21 protein-coding genes are annotated in these 21,024 nt (G+C 73.5%); 12 read left to right on the top strand and 9 right to left on the bottom strand.

From position 1 onward, the window contains the following. Positions 1–203 precede the first annotated feature (203 nt). Entirely contained in the window at positions 204–1,076 is an 873-nt protein-coding gene (locus tag IG94_RS0114540) for a 3-hydroxybutyryl-CoA dehydrogenase (RefSeq protein WP_031035572.1), read from the bottom strand. A gap of 176 nt (positions 1,077–1,252) precedes the next feature. Between IG94_RS0114540 and IG94_RS0114545 the strand changes: the two genes are divergently transcribed. Continuing rightward, the gene (locus tag IG94_RS0114545) at positions 1,253–2,506 is read left to right on the top strand and encodes a glycoside hydrolase family 10-like protein (RefSeq protein ID WP_031035574.1); all 1,254 of its coding nucleotides are present in this window, start codon (positions 1,253–1,255) and stop codon (positions 2,504–2,506) included. A gap of 45 nt (positions 2,507–2,551) precedes the next feature. Here the strand turns inward: IG94_RS0114545 and IG94_RS0114550 are convergent, their stop codons facing one another. Beyond that, positions 2,552–2,746, bottom strand: coding sequence for a DUF1918 domain-containing protein (locus IG94_RS0114550; RefSeq protein ID WP_031035577.1), 195 nt, complete (start codon positions 2,744–2,746; stop codon positions 2,552–2,554). A 37-nt stretch (positions 2,747–2,783) separates the two neighbouring features. Then, a complete protein-coding gene (locus tag IG94_RS0114555; RefSeq protein ID WP_031035578.1) occupies positions 2,784–3,743 on the bottom strand; it encodes a DMT family transporter in 960 nt (319 codons plus the stop codon). Here IG94_RS0114555 and IG94_RS0114560 point away from each other — a divergent pair. Next, positions 3,742–5,181: an aminotransferase-like domain-containing protein gene (locus IG94_RS0114560; protein WP_052410692.1), complete on the top strand. Its 1,440-nt coding sequence runs from the start codon at positions 3,742–3,744 to the stop codon at positions 5,179–5,181. The genes IG94_RS0114555 and IG94_RS0114560 overlap by 2 nt on opposite strands. A gap of 118 nt (positions 5,182–5,299) precedes the next feature. Then, entirely contained in the window at positions 5,300–5,920 is a 621-nt protein-coding gene (locus tag IG94_RS0114565) for a histidine phosphatase family protein (RefSeq protein ID WP_043483649.1), read from the top strand. Here the strand turns inward: IG94_RS0114565 and IG94_RS40440 are convergent. Then, the gene (locus IG94_RS40440; RefSeq protein WP_078892310.1) at positions 5,826–6,335 is read right to left on the bottom strand and encodes a DUF6314 family protein; all 510 of its coding nucleotides are present in this window, start codon (positions 6,333–6,335) and stop codon (positions 5,826–5,828) included. The genes IG94_RS0114565 and IG94_RS40440 overlap by 95 nt on opposite strands. A 127-nt stretch (positions 6,336–6,462) precedes the next feature. Here IG94_RS40440 and argC point away from each other — a divergent pair, with 127 nt between their 5' ends. Genes argC through IG94_RS0114590 form a run of 5 tightly spaced genes read left to right on the top strand, consistent with a single transcriptional unit; the run spans position 6,463 to position 11,332 of the window. Then, on the top strand, positions 6,463–7,491 hold the full coding sequence (argC, locus tag IG94_RS0114570; protein ID WP_031035584.1) for an N-acetyl-gamma-glutamyl-phosphate reductase: 1,029 nt from the start codon (positions 6,463–6,465) through the stop codon (positions 7,489–7,491). Continuing rightward, a complete protein-coding gene (gene argJ, locus IG94_RS0114575; protein ID WP_031035586.1) occupies positions 7,488–8,639 on the top strand; it encodes a bifunctional glutamate N-acetyltransferase/amino-acid acetyltransferase ArgJ in 1,152 nt (383 codons plus the stop codon). Before argC ends, argJ begins: the two co-directional genes overlap by 4 nt. Continuing rightward, positions 8,636–9,544 (top strand): acetylglutamate kinase, encoded by a 909-nt coding sequence (argB, locus tag IG94_RS0114580; RefSeq protein WP_031035588.1) that lies wholly within the window; start codon positions 8,636–8,638, stop codon positions 9,542–9,544. Before argJ ends, argB begins: the two co-directional genes overlap by 4 nt. Before the next feature lie 32 nt (positions 9,545–9,576). Next, positions 9,577–10,785, top strand: a complete 1,209-nt coding sequence (locus IG94_RS0114585; RefSeq protein WP_031035590.1) for an acetylornithine transaminase — start codon at positions 9,577–9,579, stop codon at positions 10,783–10,785. 7 nt (positions 10,786–10,792) lie between these two features. Next, positions 10,793–11,332, top strand: a complete 540-nt coding sequence (locus tag IG94_RS0114590) for an arginine repressor (RefSeq protein WP_031035592.1) — start codon at positions 10,793–10,795, stop codon at positions 11,330–11,332. 277 nt (positions 11,333–11,609) lie between these two features. Here IG94_RS0114590 and IG94_RS0114595 read toward each other — a convergent pair whose 3' ends face one another. The 5 genes from IG94_RS0114595 to IG94_RS0114615 all read right to left on the bottom strand — a co-directional run bounded on the left by IG94_RS0114595 (position 11,610) and on the right by IG94_RS0114615 (position 15,995). Continuing rightward, a complete protein-coding gene (locus IG94_RS0114595; protein ID WP_107060564.1) occupies positions 11,610–12,347 on the bottom strand; it encodes an FAD:protein FMN transferase in 738 nt (245 codons plus the stop codon). Positions 12,348–12,402: 55 nt separating this feature from the next. Next, on the bottom strand, positions 12,403–13,164 hold the full coding sequence (locus tag IG94_RS0114600; RefSeq protein WP_031035596.1) for an FMN-binding protein: 762 nt from the start codon (positions 13,162–13,164) through the stop codon (positions 12,403–12,405). 27 nt (positions 13,165–13,191) lie between these two features. Continuing rightward, a complete protein-coding gene (locus tag IG94_RS0114605) occupies positions 13,192–14,574 on the bottom strand; it encodes a ferredoxin reductase family protein (RefSeq protein ID WP_031035598.1) in 1,383 nt (460 codons plus the stop codon). Between the two features lie 113 nt (positions 14,575–14,687). After that, the gene (locus IG94_RS0114610; RefSeq protein ID WP_031035600.1) at positions 14,688–15,404 is read right to left on the bottom strand and encodes a L,D-transpeptidase family protein; all 717 of its coding nucleotides are present in this window, start codon (positions 15,402–15,404) and stop codon (positions 14,688–14,690) included. A 3-nt stretch (positions 15,405–15,407) separates the two neighbouring features. Then, positions 15,408–15,995, bottom strand: a complete 588-nt coding sequence (locus tag IG94_RS0114615) for a pyridoxamine 5'-phosphate oxidase family protein (protein ID WP_031035602.1) — start codon at positions 15,993–15,995, stop codon at positions 15,408–15,410. A 358-nt stretch (positions 15,996–16,353) separates the two neighbouring features. Between IG94_RS0114615 and argH the strand changes: the two genes are divergently transcribed. From argH to IG94_RS0114635, 4 genes are all read left to right on the top strand, one after another. Continuing rightward, entirely contained in the window at positions 16,354–17,781 is a 1,428-nt protein-coding gene (gene argH, locus IG94_RS0114620; RefSeq protein WP_031035604.1) for an argininosuccinate lyase, read from the top strand. 92 nt (positions 17,782–17,873) lie between these two features. Beyond that, complete coding sequence (locus IG94_RS0114625; protein WP_031035605.1) at positions 17,874–18,845, top strand: aldo/keto reductase; 972 nt, start codon at positions 17,874–17,876, stop codon at positions 18,843–18,845. Between the two features lie 91 nt (positions 18,846–18,936). After that, positions 18,937–19,488, top strand: coding sequence for a TetR/AcrR family transcriptional regulator (locus IG94_RS0114630; protein WP_031035606.1), 552 nt, complete (start codon positions 18,937–18,939; stop codon positions 19,486–19,488). Then, on the top strand, positions 19,485–21,017 hold the full coding sequence (locus tag IG94_RS0114635; protein WP_031035607.1) for an MFS transporter: 1,533 nt from the start codon (positions 19,485–19,487) through the stop codon (positions 21,015–21,017). The genes IG94_RS0114630 and IG94_RS0114635 overlap by 4 nt, the downstream gene beginning before the upstream one ends. Positions 21,018–21,024: the final 7 nt, after the last annotated feature.

Here is a 21,024-nt window from a genome sequence, read left to right on the forward strand (position 1 = left end):
GGGGAGGGAGGAGAAGGGGCGCGCGGACGCGGTCACCGAGACCGGCCGTGCAGTGCGATGCGCCGGGAACCGGTGCTCGAAACAGCGCCCGCGAACTCCCGGGCCAGGCGGTCCCCAGCCAGGTCGCGGCCAGGGACTTCCCAGCCCGGGAACGACTGCGGGCTCCGAGCCGGCGTCCCGGCCCGGAGCCCGCAGTCGAAACGTCAGGCGTACGTGTAGAAGCCCGACCCCGTCTTGCGGCCGAGGCGGCCCGCGTCGACCATGCGCTGGAGCAGCGGCGGAGCGGCGTACAGCGGCTCCTTGTACTCCTCGTACATCGAGTACGCCACGGAGGCGACCGTGTCCAGGCCGATCAGGTCGGTCAGCTTCAGCGGGCCCATCGGGTGGGCGCAGCCCATCTCCATGCCGTTGTCGATGTCCTCGCGGCTGGCGATGCCCGACTCGAACATCCGGATCGCGGAGAGCAGGTACGGGATCAGCAGCCCGTTCACCACGAAGCCGGAGCGGTCCTGCGCGCGGATGGCGTGCTTGCCCAGCACCTTCTCGGTGAACAGCTGCGCCCGGCTGAGGGTGCCCTCGGAGGTGGTCAGCGCGGGGATCAGCTCGACCAGCTGCTGCACCGGGGCCGGGTTGAAGAAGTGGATGCCGATGACGTGGTCGGGGCGCGAGGTGGCGACGGCCAGCTTCACCAGCGGGATCGAGGAGGTGTTGGAGGCCAGGATCGCGTCCGGGCGGGTCACCACCTGGTCGAGGACCTGGAAGATCTCGGTCTTGACCTGCTCGCTCTCGACGACGGCCTCGATCACCAGGTCACGGTCGGCGAACTCGCCGAGGTCGGTGGTGAAACTGAGGCGCGCCTGCGTCGCGTCCCGCTCCTCCTCGGAGAGCTTGCCGCGCTCGGCGGCCTTGGTCAGCGAGTTGTACAGCCGGGTGCGGCCGATCTCCAGAGCCTCGCCCGTGGTCTCGGCGACCATGACCTCCAGGCCGGCGCGGGCGCACACCTCGGCGATGCCCGCCCCCATCTGACCGCAGCCCACCACGCCGACGCGTGCGATATCTCCCGAGATGGCGGTCACATCGTCCCTTTCGCTGACTCCACGGCTCGGTGCAGGCGCACCGGGGGCTCCGGTGCCTGCTCCGATCGAGCACGTTACCTCCGAATGGTCACGGATCCGTTCCCCGGGTCGGGCATGCTGAGGCCCCGTACACGATCCGTGACCGTGCGGATCCGCAGCGTTCAGGAGGTCTTCCCATGGGCGGTGTCTCGCGCCGTGCCTTCACGGTGGCGGCGTTGTCGGCGTTCACCATGGCGCCACGGGCGTCCGCGGCCCCGGGTCCGGCCGCCGCTTCGGAGGGGCCGTCGGCCGGGCGCAGCGCCGCCGCCGGGATGCGGGGCATGTGGCTCGCCACGGTGACCGGCCGCGACTGGCCGAGCCGCGCGGGGCTGCGGGCCGCCGAGCAGCGCGCGGAACTGGTCGCGCACCTCGACAGCGCGGTCCGCCACAACCTCAACACGGTCGTCTTCCAGGTGCGGCCGACGGCGGACGCCCTGTGGCCCTCGAACCACGAGCCCTGGTCGCAGTACCTGTCGGGCAGCCAGGGCCGCGACCCCGGCTGGGACCCGCTGGGCACGGCGGTGAAGGAGGCCCACGCCCGCGGCCTGCACCTGCACGCCTGGTTCAACCCGTACCGCGTCGCCCTGCGCGACGACCCGAGCCTGCTGGTGCCCGGGCACCCGGCGCGCAAGCACCCCGACTGGGTGGTGCCGTACGGCGGGCAGCTCTACTACAACCCCGGCCTGCCCCAGGTCAGGGCCTTCGTGCAGGACGCCATGATGGACGCGGTCGAGAAGTACGCCGTAGACGGCGTCCACTTCGACGACTACTTCTACCCCTATCCGGTGGCGGGCCGGAGCTTCGACGACGCCGGGGCGTACCGCACCTACGGCAGCGGCTTCGGCAGCCGCGCCGCCTGGCGGCGGGACAACGTCGACCGGCTGGTGCGCGAGATGGCGGAACGCGTCAGGAAGGCCAGGCCGTCCGCCCGGTTCGGGGTGAGCCCGTTCGGCGTGTGGCGCAACGCCGCCACCGACGAGCGCGGCTCGGACACCCGGGCCGGGGTGCAGACCTACGACGACCTGTACGCCGACACCCGCACCTGGGTGCGCGAGGGCTGGATCGACTACGTGGTGCCCCAGCTGTACTGGAGCATCGGCCAGGAAGCCGCCGACTACGCGAAGCTGCTCGCCTGGTGGAACGAGGTGGCCGAGGGCAGCCGGACACACCTGTACGTGGGGGAGGCGCTGTACAAGTCAGGTGACCCGGCGCAGTCCGCCGCCTGGCAGGACCCGGCCGAGGTCTCCCGGCACATCACACTGGCCGCGCGGTACCCGCAGGTGCGCGGACACGTCTACTTCTCCGCGAAGGACGTGGCCGAGGACCGGAGTGGCGCGATGGCGCGGGTGGCCGCCGACCACTACACCGGGCCGGCCGCCGTCCCGCGCTGAACGGCCGAGTACGCCGCCGTGCAGACGGGAATGTGACGACAGGCCCTACGGCCGGCGCTCCGGGTGCCGGATCTCGGAGTCCGGGCCGGGCGAGCAGACCGCCTCGTGCCCGTCCTCGAACCGGACCCGGTACGGGGGAGACCCCCGCTCGCCCATGACCTCGACGATCTCGGCGACCTTGTCGTGCTCTCCGACCACCCGTCCGTGCCGGACCAGCTGGTCGCCCTTGTTCGCGTGCATGCGTGAGGCCTCCTCACCTGTGTGCCGCCGGGCGGTCCTACCCCCGGGACCGCTGGGTGACCGCGATGCACACCAGTACGGCCGCGGCCGTCAGCGGAGCGGCCACCGTCAGGTGCTCGCCCAGGAGAAGTACCGACCACACCAGTGTGAGCAGCGGCTGGGCCAGCTGCAACTGGCTGGCCTTGGGGATGCCGATCGCGGCCATGCCCCGGTACCAGACCACCAGGCCCAGGAACTGCGAACCCGCCGCGACCCACAGCATCCCGGCCACACTGTGCGCCGTCAGGTGCACCGGCTCGTACGCCAGGGCCACCGCCGCCATCGGCACCGTCAGCGGCAGGCACAGCACCAGCGCCCAGCCGATGACCTGCCAGCCCGGCATCACCCGGGCCAGCCGCCCGCCCTCGGTGTACCCGGCGGCGCAGACCAGCAGGGCCCCGAAGAGGTAGGCGTCGGCCGAGGTCAGCGCGCCGCCGCTCTGCTGCACCGTGAAGGCGATCACGGCCGCCGCGCCCGCGAGTGCCGCGATCCAGAAGGTGCGCGAGGGGCGGGTGCCGATGCGCAGGGCCGACAGCAGCGCGGTGGTCAGCGGGAGCAGGCCGACCACGACCGCGGCGTGCGCGGTGGTCGACGTCTGCAGGGCCAGGGTGGTCAGCAGCGGGAAGCCGAGGACCACACCCGCGCCGACCACCGCGAGCCCGGCCCGGTGCCGCCGCTCGGGCGGCGCCACGCGGAGCAGCAGCAGGCAGGTGCCCGCGATCGCCGCGGCGAGGATGCTGCGCACCGCGATCAGGGACCACGGGCCGAAGCCCTCCAGGCCCCAGGCGGTGGCGGGGAAGGTGAGGGAGAAGGCGACGACACCGAGGGCGGCCTGAAGGGTCCCGAAGGACCGGCCCCCGGTGGGCGGGCTCCCGGCGGACGGCCCGTCGGCGGACGAGGCTGTCGCCCCGCCGACTGCTATCCCGGACGGAGCGGTAGCGCTACTCTTTGCTCTCATGTATGAGCGTAGCAGCGTCGCTGAACTGGTGGACACGTTGCGACGTGAGCTGGACCGCTACTCTCCCGGTGGAAAGCTCCCGTCGAGCCGTGCCCTCGTCGACCGGTTCCGGGTGAGCCCGGTGACCGTCTCCCGCGCCCTGGCGCAGCTGGCCGCCGAGGGGCTGGTCGTCACCCGGCCCGGCGCCGGGGCCTTCCGGGCCCGGCCGCGCGCCTCGGCCGCGCCCGCCGGGGACACCTCCTGGCAGGAGGTCGCCCTCAGCGCCGACGGCGCCGCCGACCTCGTACCCCGCTCCGTCGACGCCTCCGGAGTGCTGGTCTCGCTGGCCGCCCCGGCTCCCGGGGTCGTGGAGTTCAACGGCGGCTACCTTCACCCGTCGCTCCAGCCCGAGCGGGCGATGGCGGCGGCCCTGGCCCGCGCCGGGCGGCGGCCCGGAGCATGGGGGCGGCCGCCGATGGAAGGGCTGCCGGAGCTGCGGGAGTGGTTCGCGCGCGGTATCGGCGGCGCCATCACCGCCGCGGAGGTGCTGATCACCGCGGGCGGTCAGTCCGCGCTGACCACCGCCCTGCGCGCCCTCGCCCCGCCCGGTACCGCGGTCCTGGTCGAGTCGCCGACGTACCCCGGCATGCTGGCCATCGCCCGGGCGGCCGGACTGCGCCCGGTGCCGGTTCCCGTGGACGGCGACGGGGTGCGGCCCGCCCTGCTCGCCGACGCCTTCCGGGCGACCGGCGCCCGGGTCTTCGTCTGCCAGCCCCTGTGCCAGAACCCGACCGGGGCCGTGCTCGCCCCCGAACGGCGCGGCGAGGTGCTGCGGATCGCGCGGGCGGCGGGCGCCTTCGTGGTGGAGGACGACTTCGTGCGGCGGCTCGTGCACGAGGACGCGGGCCCGCTGCCCGCGCCGCTCGCCGCGGACGACCCGGACGGCGTGGTCGTCCACGTCTGCTCGCTCACCAAGGCGACCTCGCCCAGCTTCCGGGTCAGCGCCCTGGCGGCGCGCGGCCCGGTCCTGGAGCGGCTGCGGGCCATCCAGGTCGTCGACACCTTCTTCGTGCCCCGGCCCCTGCAGGAGGCCGCGCTGGAACTCGTCGGCTCGCCCGCCTGGCCGCGTCATCTGCGGGCGATCTCCGCCCAGTTGAAGGCCCGCCGGGACGCGATGACCTCCGCGCTGCGCCTGCGGCTGCCCGAGGTCGCGCTGCCCCACGTCCCGTCCGGCGGGTACCACCTGTGGCTCCGGCTGCCCGAGGGCACCGACGAGCTCGCGCTCACCGCCGCCGCCCTGCGCGCCGGGGTGGCGATCACGCCGGGCCGCCCCTACTTCAGCGCCGAACCGCCCGCCGCCCACCTCCGGCTGAGCTTCGCGGCGGTCGCGAACACCGGCGAGATCACCGAAGGCGTACGACGCCTGCGCGCCGCCTGCACGGAGGTGCGGGGCGGCTGACGGGCACCTGAGGCTGTCGGAGAGGGGAGCGGGGGCGGACCCGCGGGATCCGGCCCTCCTGCGTATCCCGCGGGCAACTCCCCTTGACCAGTGCACGGTTGCGCAGCACCATCACGGCATGGCGCTTCGGGTCACGTTCGTCGCCGCGGCACGCGGCTCACCGCTGCTCGCCGAGCGCTTCGACGACGAACGACCGCTGGACCGGGCCGGATGGGACGAGGTGCTGCGCGTGGCGGGCAGCCTGCTGCCGCTGGCGGCGGCCGAGTTGCGCTACTGCTCGCCGACGCCCCGCAGCCGCGCCACCGGGGACGCCCTCGGGTTTGCGCCCCTGGTGCAACTCGCCCTGCGGGACTGCGACATGGGCCGCTGGCGAGGGCTGACCCTGTCCGAGGCCATGGCCCACGAACCCGGGGCGGTGGACGCCTGGCTCGCCGATCCGCGCTCGGCACCGCACGGCGGGGAGCCGCTGCTCGGTTTCATCGGCCGGGTCGGCAACTGGCTCGACACCCGCCCCGGCGACGACGGCGACCGCATCGTCGCCGTGGCCGAGCCCTCCGTGATCCGGGCCGCGCTGGTCTACGTCCTCAAGGCGCCGCCCTCGACGTACTGGAACCTGGACGTCCACCCCCTGTCGGCGACCGCCGTCACGGGCGGCGCGGGCCGCTGGAGCCTCCGTTTCGAGGGGGCGCCGGCCCAGGGGACTGCGCCCGGGGTGTTTCGCGAAGGTAATCCGTTGTGAGCAGCAGGTCCTTGGCCGGGCCGCCGACCCGCCACACGGTCCGCCAGCGGTCCCGGTCCCGCACGGTGAACTCGCCGCGGTAGAGGTCGGCGGCGCACGGATGGTCGGCCACATGACGGCCGGAGGTCAGGTCCAGGCCGTGGAAGGGGCGCCCGTCGGCGAAACGGACCTCGGCCGACCCGGGTCCGCCGCCGGGCAGGTACCGCAGCGTCCGCTCGGCGGGCCGGGTCACCCCCTGCCAGGTGAAAGCGCCCGACTCCCGGCTGAGGAGCCCGCCGCCGTCCAGCGCCTCGAACGCGGTCGCCCCCTCGAAGTGCCCCTCCAGGCCGCCCGCCAGGTCCCGCACCGACCGCTCGGTGCGCCACCGCCCCGCGAGATACGCCAGCACGTCCGGCACCGGCCACCACTCGCCCATGTCCACCCCTCGCTCTCCCGTCCCGTCCCCCGTGCGCCCCTCCATCTTGCCCCCTGTCCCCTACGGGAGTGGATTGCATAAACGTGCAGCGAAACGTATAGTCATGCCATCGAGGATGGAGGATGTCATGGCGGTACGTGCGGCGGTGGCCGGTGCGAGTGGGTACGCGGGTGGTGAGCTGCTGCGTCTGCTCCTGGCCCACCCCGAGGTCGAGGTCGGCGCGCTGACCGGCAACTCGAACGCGGGACAGCGCCTGGGCGCGCTGCAACCGCACCTGCTGCCGCTGGCCGACCGGGTGCTGGAGGCGACGACGCCCGAGGTGCTCGGCGGTCATGACGTGGTCTTCCTCGCGCTGCCGCACGGCCAGTCCGCCGCCGTCGCCGAGCAGCTCGGCCCCGACGTACTGGTCGTCGACATGGGGGCCGACTTCCGGCTCAAGGACGCGGGCGACTGGGAGCGGTTCTACGGCTCCCCGCACGCCGGCACCTGGCCCTACGGCCTCCCCGAACTGCCGGGTGCTCGCGCCGCGTTGGAGGGGTCCAGGCGTGTCGCGGTGCCCGGTTGCTACCCCACCGCCGTGTCCCTGGCGCTCTTCCCGGCGTACGCCGCCTCGCTCGCCGAGCCCGAGGCCGTGGTCGTCGCCGCCTCCGGCACCTCCGGCGCAGGCAAGGCGGCCAAGCCGCACCTGCTGGGCAGCGAGGTCATGGGCTCCATGTCCCCGTACGGCGTCGGCGGCGGCCACCGGCACACCCCCGAGATGATCCAGAACCTCGGCGCGGTCGCCGGCGAGCCGGTCACCGTCTCCTTCACCCCGACCCTCGCGCCGATGCCCCGCGGCATCCTCGCCACCTGCACCGCCAAGGCGAAGCCCGGTGTGACCGCCGAGTCGGTCCGGGCCGCCTACGAGAAGGCCTTCGCCGACGAACCGTTCGTGCACCTGCTGCCCGAGGGCCGCTGGCCCGCCACCGCGTCCGTCCACGGTTCCAACGCCGTGCAGATCCAGGTCGCGTACGACGCCGCCGCGGGCCGCATCATCGCGATCAGCGCCATCGACAACCTGGCCAAGGGCACCGCGGGCGGTGCCGTCCAGAGCATGAACATCGCCCTGGGTCTCGCCGAGACCACCGGACTGACGACGATCGGAGTCGCGCCGTGAGTGTGACGGCAGCAAAGGGATTCACGGCGGCCGGCATCGCCGCCGGAATCAAGGAGAGCGGGGGCCCCGACCTGGCCCTCGTGGTCAACACCGGTCCCCGGCGCTCCGCCGCGGGCGTCTTCACCTCCAACCGCGTCAAGGCCGCGCCGGTCCTGTGGTCCGAGCAGGTCCTCAAGGCCGGGCAGCTGAGCGCCGTCGTCCTCAACTCCGGCGGCGCCAACGCCTGCACGGGACCCAAGGGCTTCCAGGACACCCACGCCACCGCCGAGAAGGCCGCGGAGGTGCTCGGCACGGGGGCGGGCGAGGTCGCCGTGTGCTCCACCGGGCTCATCGGCGTCCTGCTGCCCATGGACAAGCTGCTCCCGGGGGTCGGTACGGCCGCCGGACAGCTCTCCGAACACGGCGGCGAGAAGGCCGCCATCGCCATCAAGACCACCGACACCGTCCACAAGACGTCCGTCGTCGGCGGGGACGGCTGGACCGTCGGCGGCATGGCCAAGGGCGCCGGCATGCTCGCCCCCGGCCTCGCCACCATGCTCGTCGTGCTCACCACCGACGCCGACCTGGAGAGCGAGGACCTGGACCGCGCCCTGCGCGCCGCCACCCGGGTCACCTTCGACCGGGTCGACTCCGACGGCTGCATGTCCACCAACGACACCGTGCTGCTGCTCGCCTCCGGCGCCTCCGGCGTCACTCCGGAGTACGACGCCTTCGCCGAGGCCGTGCGCGCCGTCTGCGACGACCTCGGGCAGCAGCTGATCCGTGACGCCGAGGGCGCCAGCAAGGACGTCAGGATCGAGGTCGTGAACGCCGCGACCGAGGACGACGCCGTCGAGGTGGGCCGCTCCGTCGCCCGCAACAACCTCCTCAAGTGCGCCCTCCACGGAGAGGACCCCAACTGGGGCCGCGTCCTGTCCGCGATCGGCACCACCTCCGCCGCCTTCGAGCCCGACCGGCTCAACGTCGCCATCAACGGCGTGTGGGTCTGCAAGAACGGCGGCGTCGGAGAGGACCGCGAGCTGGTCGACATGCGCTACCGCGAGGTCCACATCGTCGCCGACCTCGCCGCGGGCGACGCCACGGCCACCATCTGGACCAACGACCTCACCGCCGACTACGTCCACGAGAACAGCGCGTACTCGTCATGAGCAACGGACCCACGCGGAAGCACACCGCGCTCCCCAAGGCCCAGATCCTCGTCGAGGCGCTGCCCTGGCTGACCCGGCACCACGGCAAGACCGTCGTCATCAAGTTCGGCGGCAACGCCATGGTCGACGACGACCTCAAGGCCGCCTTCGCCCAGGACGTCGTCTTCCTGCGGCACGCCGGCCTCAAGCCCGTCGTGGTGCACGGCGGCGGCCCGCAGATCAGCGCCGCCCTCGACCGGGCCGGCATCGTCAGCGAGTTCAAGGCGGGCCTGCGCGTCACCACCGAGGACGCCATGGACGTCGTACGGATGGTGCTGGCCGGGCAGGTGCAGCGCGAACTGGTCGGGCTGCTCAACCAGCACGGGCCGCTCGCCGTCGGCCTCACCGGCGAGGACGCGCACACCATCACCGCCACCAAGCACCAGCCCCGCATCGAGGGCGAACTGGTCGACATCGGCCGGGTCGGCCAGATCACCGAGATCGACACCGGAGCCGTCGAGACCCTGCTCGCCGACGGCCGCATCCCGGTCGTCTCCTCGATCGCCCGCTCCCAGGACGACGGCCACGTCTACAACGTCAACGCCGACACGGCGGCCGCGGCACTCGCCGCCGCGCTCGGCGCCGAGACGCTCATGGTCCTCACCGACGTCGAGGGCCTCTACGAGGACTGGCCGGACTCCGACGAGGTGATCAGCCGCCTCACCGCCACCCAGCTGGAGAAACTGCTGCCCGACCTGTCGTCCGGCATGGTGCCGAAGATGGAGGGCTGCCTGCACGCCGTGCGCAACGGCGTCACCACCGCCCGCGTCATCGACGGCCGGGTCCAGCACTCGATCCTGCTGGAGATCTTCACCGACGAGGGGATCGGCACGATGGTCGTGCCGGACGGACAGGGGGAGCCGTGAGCAACACCGGAAGCCCGAACGCAGGGGGAGCCGTGGGCAACGAGGCGCTGACCGAGCGGTGGCAGGGCACGCTCATGAACAACTACGGCACGCCCCGCCTGCCCCTGGTGCGCGGCGAAGGTGCCCGGCTGTGGGACGCCGACGGCAAGGAGTACCTGGACTTCGTCGGCGGCATCGCGGTCAACGCGCTCGGCCACGCCCACCCGGCGGTGGTGGACGCAGTGAGCCGCCAGATCGCCTCCCTCGGCCACGTCTCCAACCTCTTCATCGCCGAACCGCCCGTCGCCCTCGCCGAACGGCTGCTCCAGCACTTCGGCCGCGACGGCAAGGTCTACTTCTGCAACTCCGGCGCCGAGGCCAACGAGGGCGCCTTCAAGATCGGCCGGCTGACCGGCCGGCCGCACATGGTCGCCACCGACGGCGGCTTCCACGGCCGCACCATGGGCGCGCTCGCCCTCACCGGCCAGCCCGGCAAGCAGGAGCCGTTCCGGCCGCTGCCCGGCGACGTCACGCACGTGCCGTACGGCGACCCGCAGGCGCTGGCCGCCGCGGTCACCGAGGAGACGGCGCTCGTCATCATCGAGCCGGTCCAGGGCGAGAACGGCGTCGTCGTCCCGCCCCCGGGCTACCTGAAGGCCGCCCGCGCCATCACCGCCGCGACCGGCGCGCTGCTCGTCCTGGACGAGGTGCAGACCGGTGTCGGCCGGACCGGGCACTGGTTCGAGTACCAGGCACACGAGGGCGTCCTGCCGGACGTCGTGACCCTCGCCAAGGGGCTCGGCGGCGGACTGCCGCTGGGCGCCACGGTCGCCTTCGGCCGGGCCGCGGACCTCCTGAAGCCCGGCCAGCACGGCACGACCTTCGGCGGCAACCCCGTCGCCTGCGCCGCCGGACTGGCCGTCCTCGACACCATCGCGGGCGACGGACTCCTCGACAACGTCAAGCGGCAGAGCGAGAAACTCCGCGACGGGGTCGAGGGCCTCGGCCACCCGCTGATCGCGCATGTCCGGGGCGCGGGCCTCCTCCTGGGTATCGTGCTCACCGAGCCGCTCGCAGCCCAGGTGCAGCAGGCGGCCCAGGACGCCGGGATCCTCGTGAACGCGCCCGCACCCGATGTCGTACGGCTGATGCCGGCGCTGAACCTCGGCGACGACGTGGTGGACGCGTTCCTCGGGGCGCTGCCCGGCATCCTTGACCAGGCCGCCGACGCGGCCCACGGGGACGGACGAGCCGGAGAATGAGACGACGATGAGCCAGGCGCAGGAGCACGAGCAGACGGCCGGGCCCGCCCTGCCGCAGACCCGCACCGCACGCCACCGGCGGATCGTGGACATCCTCAACCGGGAGGCGGTGCGCAGCCAGAGCCAGCTGGCGCGGCTGCTCGCCGACGACGGACTGACCGTCACCCAGGCGACGCTCTCCCGCGACCTGGACGAGCTGAACGCGGTCAAGATCCGCAACACTGACGGCGACCTGATCTACGCGGTGCCCAGCGAGGGCGGCTTCCGCACCCCGCGGGCCCCGCTCGGGGAGTCGGCGAAGGAGGAGCGGATGCGGCGGCTCTCCGCGGAGTTGCTGATCTCCGCGGAGGCCTCGGCCAACCTCGTGGTCCTGCGCACCCCTCCGGGGGCGGCGCAGTTCCTGGCGTCGGCGATCGACCAGGCGGAACTGCACGACATCCTGGGGACGATCGCGGGCGACGACACGCTGATGCTGATCAGCCGCGAGCCCACGGGCGGTCAGGCCCTGGCGGACCACCTGCTGCGCCTGGCCCAGAACGCGGGATGAGGCGGCGGCGCCGCACCGCCCCCAGCTGCGGGCGGTCGTGCCGCTGGGGCGGCACGGGTGGGCGCAGCGGCACCCCGCGAACGCGGCGAGTGACACGCCGGTACCTCAGCAGCAGCGCGGGGTACGCCGGAGAACGCCGGTACGTGAAAGCAGCGCGGGGTACGCCCGAGAACGCCGGTACGTCAGCAGCAGCGCCGGGTACGCCCGAGAACGCCGGTACGTCAGCAGCAGCGCCGGGTACGCCGGTACGTACGTCAGCGACAGCCGCAGCGCCCCGTCACCCCAGCCACCCCGCCAAGCCCCCCGTGCACCGCACCTCGTCCCCCGCCGTGACCAACAGCCCCTCCACCCCCTCCAGCGACTCCAGCCACCGCAACCCCTCCCGCGACCCCATCGCGAACGCCGCCGTCGCCCAGCAGTCCGCCCACGTCAGCCGGGGCGCCACCACCGTCACGGACAACAGGTCCGTCACCGCCGACCGCCCGGTGCGCGGGTCGACGACATGCGCACCCCGCTCCGCGGAGCCGGACGTCGCCACCGCCAGCTCGTTCGCCCCCGACGCCGAGACGACCGCCGCGAGCCCGCCCGGCCGCAGCGGGTCCGACACACCGACCCGCCAGGGCCGCCGCGCCCCCGGCGCACCGAGCAGCTGGACGTCCCCGCCGCCGTTCACGCTCACGCCCGTCGCCCCCGCCGCCGCGATCCGCCGGGCCGCACGCTCCACGGCCCAGCCCTTGACGATCCCGGTCGGGTCGAGCCGCCCCTGGTACCGGGTGCTGAACCAGCCCCCGCTCACCCGCTCCGCCTCCGCCGCCAGCTCCAGCACCTCGGCGACCTCGGGCGCGCACGCCTCGACGGTCAGTTCCCCGTGCGCCAGCAGGGAGATCTCGCTGCCGTCCCGGTAGGTGCTGAACACCTCGTCGGCCCGGTGCAGCCCGGCGACCGCCTCGTCCAGGGCCGCCCGGACGGCCGCGGGTTCCCCGCCGCGGGCGTCGAAGGAGAAGACGGTCCCCATCGTCTCCTCCACATGACGCACCGCGGCGGGAGCCTGTGCGGACTCGGCCACGGCGTCAGCCACCGGCCTTGTCCAGAGCCGACTGGAGGGACTGCTGGTATCCGGCGCTGGTGTAGGTGGCGCCGGAGACGGCGTCGATGTCGGCGGTGCCCGCGGTGACGGCGGCCTGGTTGAGTTTGGGGACGGCGTCGGCGGTGACCTGGTCGCTCCGTCCGCCCTTGGGCGCCTGGAGGGTCTCGGCGTTCGTGATCTTCCCGCCGCTGACGGTGACCCGCACCTGCACGGGCCCGTACTGGGTCTGCGTCACGTCACCGGTGAGCACCTGCGTGCCCCGCCCGGCCCCGCCCGCGCCCGTCTCGTCGGCGGATCCGGCCGCAGCCGCCTTGTCGAGCGCCGACTGGAGGGACTGCTTGTATCCGGCGCTGGTGTAGGTGGCGCCGGAGACGGCGTCGATGTCTGCGGTGCCCGCGGTGACGGCGGCCTGGTTGAGTTTGGGGACGGCGTCGGCGGTGACCTGGTCGCTCTGCCCACCCTTGGGCGCCTGCACGGCCTCGGCCGCGGTGACCTTGCCGCCGCTCACCGTGAGCCGGACCTGCACGGGCCCGTACTGGGTGTCGGCCGCGTCACCCGTGACCGTACCGGTCCCGGCCCCCCGGCCGCCCTGCGGCGCCTCGGCGGCGGCGGGCGGGGCCGCACCGCCCGCGGCGGAGGCGGAGCCGGGGTCGGAGGCCGGTTTCAGCGACAGCAGCAGCACGATCCCGGACACGGTCGCGGCGCCGGCGAGTACGGCACGCCGAACAGGGTGGCTCTTCTTCATCGGTCCTGGACTCCTACTGTCCGTCGCTCACATCTCGAACGACTCGTGGTGGATACGGCGGGCGGGGACCCCGGCGCCGCGCAGTGCCTCGAACACCGACTGGGCGAAACCGGGCGGCCCGCACAGGAAGACGTCGTGGCGGTCGACGTCCGGGATCTTGCGGCTCAGGGAATCCGCGGAGATGTCCGGCCGCGCCCCGCCCGGGCTGTTGACCGCGTACATCAGCCGTGCCCCGCGCTCCTCGGCGATCCCGGCCAGCTCGTCCCAGAGCGCAAGCTCCTGCGTGCTGTTGGCCCGGTAGAGCAGCGTGATGTCCCCGGACGCGCCGGGCAGCGTCTCGAACAGCGCCCGCATCGGCGTGATCCCCACCCCGCCGGCCACCAGCAGCACCTTGCCGCGGCTGCGGCGCTGGGCGGTGAGGGCGCCGTACGGGCCCTCCGCCCACACCCGGGTGCCGGGCGTCAGCTCCCGCAGCCGGGCGCTGTGGTCGCCGATCGCCTTCACGGTGATCCGCAGCATGTCCGGGCGCGGCGCCGCCGAGAGCGAGTACGGGTGCGAGCTGAACCGCATCCCCGGCGCCAGGAACCGCCACCGGAAGAACTGCCCGGCCTCCGCGCCCATCCGGTGCAGCCGGCGCCCGCCGATCAGCACCGACACGATGCCGGGCGTCTCCTCGATCACCGCCTCCACCCGCATCCGGTGCCGCAGGTTGAGGCGCAGCGGCGTCAGGACCCGGTACCAGAGCACGAGCGCGGTCACCGACCCGTACAGGACGTACCAGACGGTCCTGGCGAGCGGCTCGACGGCGAAGTCGTTGCCGGTGGTCAGCTGGTGCCAGAAGGTCAGGAACACCGCCGCGTACGTGAGCAGGTGCACGTGGTACCAGGCGTCGTAGGGGATGCGGCGGCGCACCGGGCCCGCGGACAGCAGGCCGATGAGGACGAGCAGGCCGGTGCCGACGGCCGCCTTGCCCATGTCGGGCAGCTGGTTCACGGAGGCCACCGTCTGCGCGACGATGTCGCCGAGGCCCTTGCCTGCCTGGGCCGCGTAACCCCACATGATCAGGAAGACGTGGGCCAGGACCAGGCAGAGCGTGTAGCGGCCGGTCATGGCGTGCCAGCGGGCGACCCGGTCCGAGCCCACCCGGCGCTCCAGTGCGGGCACCCGGGCCATCTGGAGCACCACGAGGGCCATCAGGTACCCGGCGAGCAGCCCGGTGATCCGGCCCGCGTTCAGGATCATGCCGGTCTGGTCGGAGATGGCGGGCGTGTTGCGCCACCACAGCCACAACACGCCCGCCGCGCCCGCCCATACGGCGAGCAGCAGGGGGACGGCGGGGGAGCGGCGCGGACGGATGCGCCGCATCGTCTGACGGCGGGCGGCACGGCCGCCGGCGAGCGTGGTGGTCACGGTTCCTCCGTGGGACTTGGCCCTGGCCCACCGAGTGGGACGTGGCCCTTGGCCCACAGATACGCACCGCACCGGCCGAGCGTTCAGCCACCGGACGGCCATGCCGCCCGGGTTCAGTAGCGCGTGACCGCCGTCGCCCCGCCGGAGGTCCCGACGACGATGTGCGGGCGTTCGCGCGGGTCCGCCCAGCGCAGCACGCGCCGCATCGCCTCCGCCGGCACCGACACGCAACCGGCCGTCGCCCCGCGCCCGTTGACGTGCAGGAAGATGCCCGCGCCGCGCCCGCGCACCGGACGGTCGTAGTTGAAGCCGACGACCAGGGCGTGCGCGTACTGCTCCGCGTAGGTGATCAGGTGCTCGGCCTCGGCGGCCCGGCAGTCGGCGGGGCGGGGTTCGGTCCAGCGGTTGTAGGAGCGGGAGGCGTTGTCCTGGCACCACCAGGAGTCCTCGCGCACCGGGCGGTACCGGTACGCCGTGCCGGGCGGCGCCGCCTCGACGCCGAAGGCGTACGGCAGGTCGTACAGCCCGGTCGGGGTGGTGTTCGTGCCCTGCGCGCGGGTGGCCCCGTCGGCGAGTCCGGCGGCCCCGAAGCGGGCGGGCGCGGACCCGGCCCGCACCCACCGTCCGTCCGCGCCGCCCTCGCGGTCCCACCACGTGAGCGTGCCGGTCGTGGCGCCGGTGTCCGGCGCGACGGCGGTGATCAGCTGGGTGCCGCCGCCGGTGTCCGCCATCCGGTCCGGCAGCGGCCGGGGAGCCGGCCCGCGGGCGGGGACGGCACCCACCAGGAGGAGGGAGGCGGACACGAGGGCGGCGACGGCACCGGGGCGCATGGGTCAGACGCTAGAGGGAGGCAGCGGAAGCGGCAGCCCGGGGAGGCCGTCAATGCTGGAGGCCACGTGCTCCTTCTTGGTGAAGTACGCGTTGAGTGAGGCGTCGTCCTCGCGGGCGAACCGCTTGCCGTGCAGGTCCCGGTCGGACTCGTACGCCATGAAGGGGACGGCGTAGCCGCAGGTGTCGCGGACCAGTTCGGCGGAGACGACGACGACCGCGCGCAGCCCGTGCGCGGTGGGGTCGATGCCGGGGAAGTGGGTGAGCAGCTCGGGGAAGCGCGGGTCGTCGCGGAAGACCGGTTCGCCGCGGCCGTGCACCCGCACGATGTTCGGCGGGCCCTGGAAGGCGCACCACATCAGGGTGATCCGACCGTTCTCCCGCAGATGGGCGATGGTCTCGGCGTTGGAGCCGGCGAAGTCGAGGTAGGCCACGGTCAGGTCGTCGAGCACCGCGAAACTGCCCGTGAGGCCCTTGGGGGACAGGTTGACCGTGCCGTCGCCGGACAGCGGAGCGGTGGCGGTGAAGAAGAGGGGCTGCGCCTCGATGAAGGCGCGGAGTCTGCCGTCTATGCGCTCATAAGTCTTTCCCATGTCTAACGATTATGAGGGGTCGTCCGGTACGTGTCCGAGGAATTTCCGCCGGTCCCGCCATCCGGACGAGGGCGAAGGCGAGTGCGAGGGGCGAGGGCGCGCATGCGGATGCGAGGGGCGGGGGCGGGTGAGGGAAAAGCCGTGGCCGTCCCGGCCGGCGATCCACGGGGCGGCCACGGCGCCCGTGCCCGGTCAGGAGTACGGCAGAGTGGCGCTCGGCGTTCACCCTCGCCGGAGTTTTCCCGCTCCGCGCCGGAGATGCCTGCCTCAGACCGGAGACGCCGACTCCGGATTGACGAATCATGCAAGCCTCTGCATACTCATGCATGCGTACTTCAACGGCCCGAGGAGCGACCAAGTGAGCAGCAACAGCGGTGACGTCCGGCTCTGGGGCGGCCGTTTCGCCGACGGTCCCGCCGAGGCCCTGGCGAAGCTGTCCGCGTCCGTCCACTTCGACTGGCGGCTCGCGCCCTACGACATCGCCGGTTCGCGCGCCCACGCGCGCGTGCTGCACACCGCGGGGCTGCTCACCGAGGACGAGCTGACCCGGATGACCGCCGGGCTCGACCGGCTGGAGGCGGACGTCGCCGACGGCTCCTTCACCGGCACCATCGCCGACGAGGACGTGCACACCGCCCTGGAGCGCGGCCTCCTGGAGCGGCTCGGCCCCGACCTCGGCGGCAAGCTGCGCGCCGGCCGCTCCCGCAACGACCAGGTGGCCACCCTCTTCCGCATGTACCTGCGCGACCACGCCCGGACCGTCGGCGCCCTGATCGCCGACCTCCAGGACGCGCTGATCGGCCTCGCCGAGGCGCACCCGGACGTCGCGATGCCCGGCCGCACCCACCTCCAGCACGCCCAGCCGGTGCTCTTCGCCCACCACGTGCTCGCCCACGTCCAGGCGCTGGGCCGGGACGCGGAGCGGCTGCGCCAGTGGGACGAGCGCACGGCCGTCTCGCCATACGGCTCGGGCGCCCTCGCGGGCAGCAGCCTCGGTCTTGACCCCGAGGCGGTCGCCCGGGACCTCGGCTTCGAGCACGGCAGCGCCGGCAACTCCATCGACGGGACGGCCTCGCGCGACTTCGTCGCCGAGTTCGCCTTCATCACCGCGATGATCGGCGTCAACGTCTCCCGGATCGCCGAGGAGATCATCATCTGGAACACGAAGGAGTTCTCCTTCGTGACTCTCCACGACGCCTTCTCCACCGGCTCCTCGATCATGCCGCAGAAGAAGAACCCCGACATCGCCGAGCTGGCCCGCGGCAAGTCCGGCCGCCTCATCGGCAACCTGACCGGTCTGATGGCGACCCTCAAGGCCCTCCCGCTCGCGTACAACCGCGACCTCCAGGAGGACAAGGAGCCGGTCTTCGACTCCATCGACCAGCTGGAGATCCTGCTGCCCGCCTTCACCGGCATGATGGCCACCCTCACCGTGCACCGCGAGCGGATGGAGGAGCTGGCCCCGGCCGGGTTCTCGCTGGCCACCGACATCGCCGAGTGGCTGGTCAGGCAGGGCGTCCCGTTCCGCGTCGCGCACGAGGTGGCCGGCGAGTGCGTCAAGGCCGCCGAGGCCGAGGGCAAGGAGCTGGATGAGCTGACCGACGAGCAGTTCGCCAAGATCTCCGCCCACCTCACGCCCGAGGTGCGCACCGTCCTCAACGTCCCCGGCGCCCTCGCCTCCCGCAACGGCCGCGGCGGCACGGCACCCGGCGCGGTCGCCGTCCAGCTCGCCGAGGTGAAGGCGGACGTGGCCGAGCAGCACACCTGGGCCAACGCCGAGCGGTAGCGGCCCGTGTGGCCGACGGGCATCGCGGATACGTTGGTCAGCAGTCAGCGCAGCCCCACCGGCTGCGGCAGCCGACCGAAACGGAGCCCGCGATGCCCTTCGCCCGCCTGGCCGCGGCGACCACCCCCACCTGTCACATCGGGCTGGGGCTCGCCGCCGTCGGCCGTCCCGGCTACATCAACCTCGGACGGGACCGTGACCTGCCGGCCGACCGCACCGTCGAGGCGATGCGCGAGCGCACCCACGACCTCCTCGACGCGGCCTACGCCCAGGGCGTGCGGTACTTCGACGCGGCCCGCTCCTACGGGCGCTCGGAGGAGTTCCTGGCCGGCTGGCTGCGGGAGCGCCCGGACGTGGACGACGTGGTCGTCGGCAGCAAGTGGGGCTACACCTACACCGCCGACTGGTCGCCCGACGCCGAGCAGCACGAGGTCAAGGACCACGGCGTCGCCACCTACGAACGCCAGCGCGGGGAGACCGACGCCCTGCTCGGCGAGCGCCTCGACCTCTACCAGATCCACTCCCTCACCCCCGACAGCCCGGCGCTGACCGACAAGGACCTGCACGCGAGGCTGGCCGAGGCCGTCGCACGGGGCGCCACCGTCGGCTTCTCCACCAGCGGTCCCGCCCAGGCCGACGCCATCCGCGCCGCCCTCACCGTGACCGTCGGCGGCGAGCCCCTCTTCCGTACCGTCCAGTCGACGTACAACGCGCTCGAGACCTCCGCCGAACCCGCGCTGGCCGAGGCGCACGCGGCCGGACTCACCGTGATCGTCAAGGAGGGCATGGCCAACGGCCGCCTCGCCGGGCCCCAGGCCCCCGCGGCTTTGCGGACCGTCGCCGAGGAGACCGCCCTCGGCTGCGACGCGGTCGCCCTCGCGCTGGTCCTGCGCCGGCCGTGGGCCGGGGTCGTCCTCTCCGGCGCCGCGACCGTGGGCCAGCTCGGCTCGAACCTGCACGCCGCCGCCGTCGACCTCGACGACGACCAGGTGGCCCGCCTCGGTGCGCTGGTCGAGGAGCCGGCCGCCTACTGGGCGCACCGCGGGCAGCTGCCCTGGCACTGACCCTCCTCCGGATGCCGTGACCCACCCCGAGAGGTGAGTCACGCACGCCCTGGGTGAGACATTGCTGTCTCATTCGGGTTACTGTTGTCTCATGGCTGTCGATCGAGACCAGGTACTGCGCAGCGCCGCCGCCCTGCTGACCCGGAAAGCGACCTCGACCATGGACGAGGTCGCCAGGGCCGCCGGGATCAGCCGGGCCACCCTGCACCGGCACTTCGCCGGGCGCGACGCCCTCGTCCGGGCGCTGGAGGCGCTGGGCATCGCCGAGTGCGAGGCCGCCCTGGAGGCCGCCCGGGCCGACGAGGGCCCGGCGGCCGACGCGGTGCGCCGGCTGGTCCGCGCGATCGAGCCGTCCGCCGGTCTGCTCGCCTTCCTCTACACCGAGAACCAGCTCTTCGAGGGCGAGGAGCAGAACAGGGGCTGGGCCCGCATCGACGCCGGGCTCACCGAGCTGTTCCGCCGGGGCCAGGAGAGCGGCGAGTTCCGCATCGACCTCACGCCCGTCTGGCTCACCGAGGCGCTCTACGGCCTGCTGGCCTCCGGCGCCTGGGCCGTGGCCGAGGGCCGCGTGGCCCGCAACGACTTCACCCACATGATCGCCGAGCTGCTGCTCGGCGGCGCACTCAGGAGAGAGGAACCATGAACCGCACCCCGCAGCCGGCCCACCAGGCCGAGGCGGTGAAGCGCCCCGGCCGCTGGCTGGCGCTGTGCGTACTCGTACTGGCCGTGCTGCTGGTGGCCGTCGACGCGACCGTCCTCGGTCTCGCGACGCCCTACATCAGCGAGGATCTCGCCCCCTCCGGCACCCAGCTGCTCTGGATCGGCGACGTCTACTCCTTCGTCATCGCCGGTCTGCTCGTCTCGATGGGCAGCCTCGGCGACCGCGTCGGCCGCAAGCGCATCCTGCTCGTCGGCGCGACCGCGTTCGGCGCGGTGTCCGTCCTCAACGCCTACGCGCACACGCCCGAGGTGCTGATCGTCGCCCGGGCCCTGCTCGGCGTCGCGGGTGCCACCCTGATGCCCGCCACCCTCGCCCTGATCCGCAACCTCTTCCACGACCCGCGCGAACGCAGCCTCGCCGTCGGTATCTGGGGCGCGGCGGCCTCCGCCGGTGCGGCGGTCGGCCCGGTCGTCGGCGGCTTCCTGCTCGAGCACTTCTGGTGGGGCTCCGTCTTCCTGATCAACCTGCCCGTGATGGCCGTCCTGGTCGTCGTCGGCGTCCGACTGCTGCCCGAGTCCCGCAATCCCGACCCCGGGCCCTGGGACCTGCCCAGCGTCGTCCTCTCCCTGGCCGGCATGGTCGGTGTCGTCTACGCCGTCAAGGAGGCCGCCGCACACGGGTTCGCCCCGGCCACGCTCGCCGCGGGTCTGCTGGGCGCCGCCGCGCTGTACGGCTTCGTCCGGCGGCAGCTGGCCATGCCGGTGCCGCTGATCGACATGCGGCTGTTCCGCAACCGCGGCTTCAGCGGTGCGGTCCTGGCCGACCTGCTCACCATCCTCGGTCTGTCGGGGCTGGTGTTCTTCCTCTCCCAGTACCTGCAACTCGTCCAGGGCAGGCGCCCGTTCGAGGCGGGCCTGGCCGAACTGCCCGCCGCCGTCGGTGCGGTCGCGGCCGGCCTGATCGCGGGCCGCGCGGCCCGGCGCTTCTCCGTCCGCGCGGTGGTCAGCGGCGGACTCGCCGCCGTCGGCCTGGCGCTCGCCGCACTGACCGTGGTCGGCCGGCACACCGGCTATCCGCTGATCGGCGCGGCCCTGCTGGTCGTCGGCCTCGGCGCGGGTTTCGCGTTCACCGTCACCGCCGACGTGATCCTCTCCAGCGTGCCCGGGGAGCAGGCGGGCGCCGCCTCCGCGGTCTCCGAGACGGCGTACGAACTCGGTGCCGCCCTCGGTATCGCGGTGCTCGGTTCGATCGTGACCGGTGTCTACCGCGACTTCACGGGCCCCGCCGGGACTCCGGACGCGGCGCACGAGTCACTGGGCGGCGCGGTTCAGGCCGCGGCCGGGCTGCCCGCCCCGACCGCCGGCGCGCTGCTCGACTCGGCCCGCCAGGCCTTCGTCGACGGGCTGGCCCTGGCCGCGGGCGTCGGCGCCGCCGTCCTGCTGGCCGCCGCCGCGGCGTCCTGGTACCTGCTGCGCGGCCAGCGACTGGAGGACGGGGTGGAGCACCCGTAGCCGCAGG

The sequence above is a fragment of the Streptomyces olivaceus genome (genome assembly GCF_000721235.1).
Taxonomy (GTDB): domain Bacteria; phylum Actinomycetota; class Actinomycetes; order Streptomycetales; family Streptomycetaceae; genus Streptomyces; species Streptomyces olivaceus.

Bases quoted from the DNA above. Each gene is read 5' to 3' on its own strand.
- IG94_RS40440 (WP_078892310.1), bottom strand. From the start codon at position 6,335: ATGGGCGAGTGGTGGCCGGTGCCGGACGTGCTGGCGTATCTCGCGGGG.
- IG94_RS0114635 (WP_031035607.1), top strand. From the start codon at position 19,485: ATGAACCGCACCCCGCAGCCGGCCCACCAGGCCGAGGCGGTGAAGCGC.
- argC (WP_031035584.1), top strand. From the start codon at position 6,463: ATGGCGGTACGTGCGGCGGTGGCCGGTGCGAGTGGGTACGCGGGTGGT.
- IG94_RS0114625 (WP_031035605.1), top strand. From the start codon at position 17,874: ATGCCCTTCGCCCGCCTGGCCGCGGCGACCACCCCCACCTGTCACATC.
- IG94_RS0114560 (WP_052410692.1), top strand. From the start codon at position 3,742: ATGTATGAGCGTAGCAGCGTCGCTGAACTGGTGGACACGTTGCGACGT.
- IG94_RS0114610 (WP_031035600.1), bottom strand. From the start codon at position 15,404: ATGCGCCCCGGTGCCGTCGCCGCCCTCGTGTCCGCCTCCCTCCTCCTG.
- IG94_RS0114595 (WP_107060564.1), bottom strand. From the start codon at position 12,347: ATGGGGACCGTCTTCTCCTTCGACGCCCGCGGCGGGGAACCCGCGGCC.
- IG94_RS0114545 (WP_031035574.1), top strand. From the start codon at position 1,253: ATGGGCGGTGTCTCGCGCCGTGCCTTCACGGTGGCGGCGTTGTCGGCG.
- IG94_RS0114550 (WP_031035577.1), bottom strand. From the start codon at position 2,746: ATGCACGCGAACAAGGGCGACCAGCTGGTCCGGCACGGACGGGTGGTC.
- IG94_RS0114630 (WP_031035606.1), top strand. From the start codon at position 18,937: ATGGCTGTCGATCGAGACCAGGTACTGCGCAGCGCCGCCGCCCTGCTG.
- IG94_RS0114590 (WP_031035592.1), top strand. From the start codon at position 10,793: ATGAGCCAGGCGCAGGAGCACGAGCAGACGGCCGGGCCCGCCCTGCCG.
- IG94_RS0114565 (WP_043483649.1), top strand. From the start codon at position 5,300: ATGGCGCTTCGGGTCACGTTCGTCGCCGCGGCACGCGGCTCACCGCTG.
- argB (WP_031035588.1), top strand. From the start codon at position 8,636: ATGAGCAACGGACCCACGCGGAAGCACACCGCGCTCCCCAAGGCCCAG.
- IG94_RS0114600 (WP_031035596.1), bottom strand. From the start codon at position 13,164: ATGAAGAAGAGCCACCCTGTTCGGCGTGCCGTACTCGCCGGCGCCGCG.
- IG94_RS0114555 (WP_031035578.1), bottom strand. From the start codon at position 3,743: ATGAGAGCAAAGAGTAGCGCTACCGCTCCGTCCGGGATAGCAGTCGGC.
- IG94_RS0114615 (WP_031035602.1), bottom strand. From the start codon at position 15,995: ATGGGAAAGACTTATGAGCGCATAGACGGCAGACTCCGCGCCTTCATC.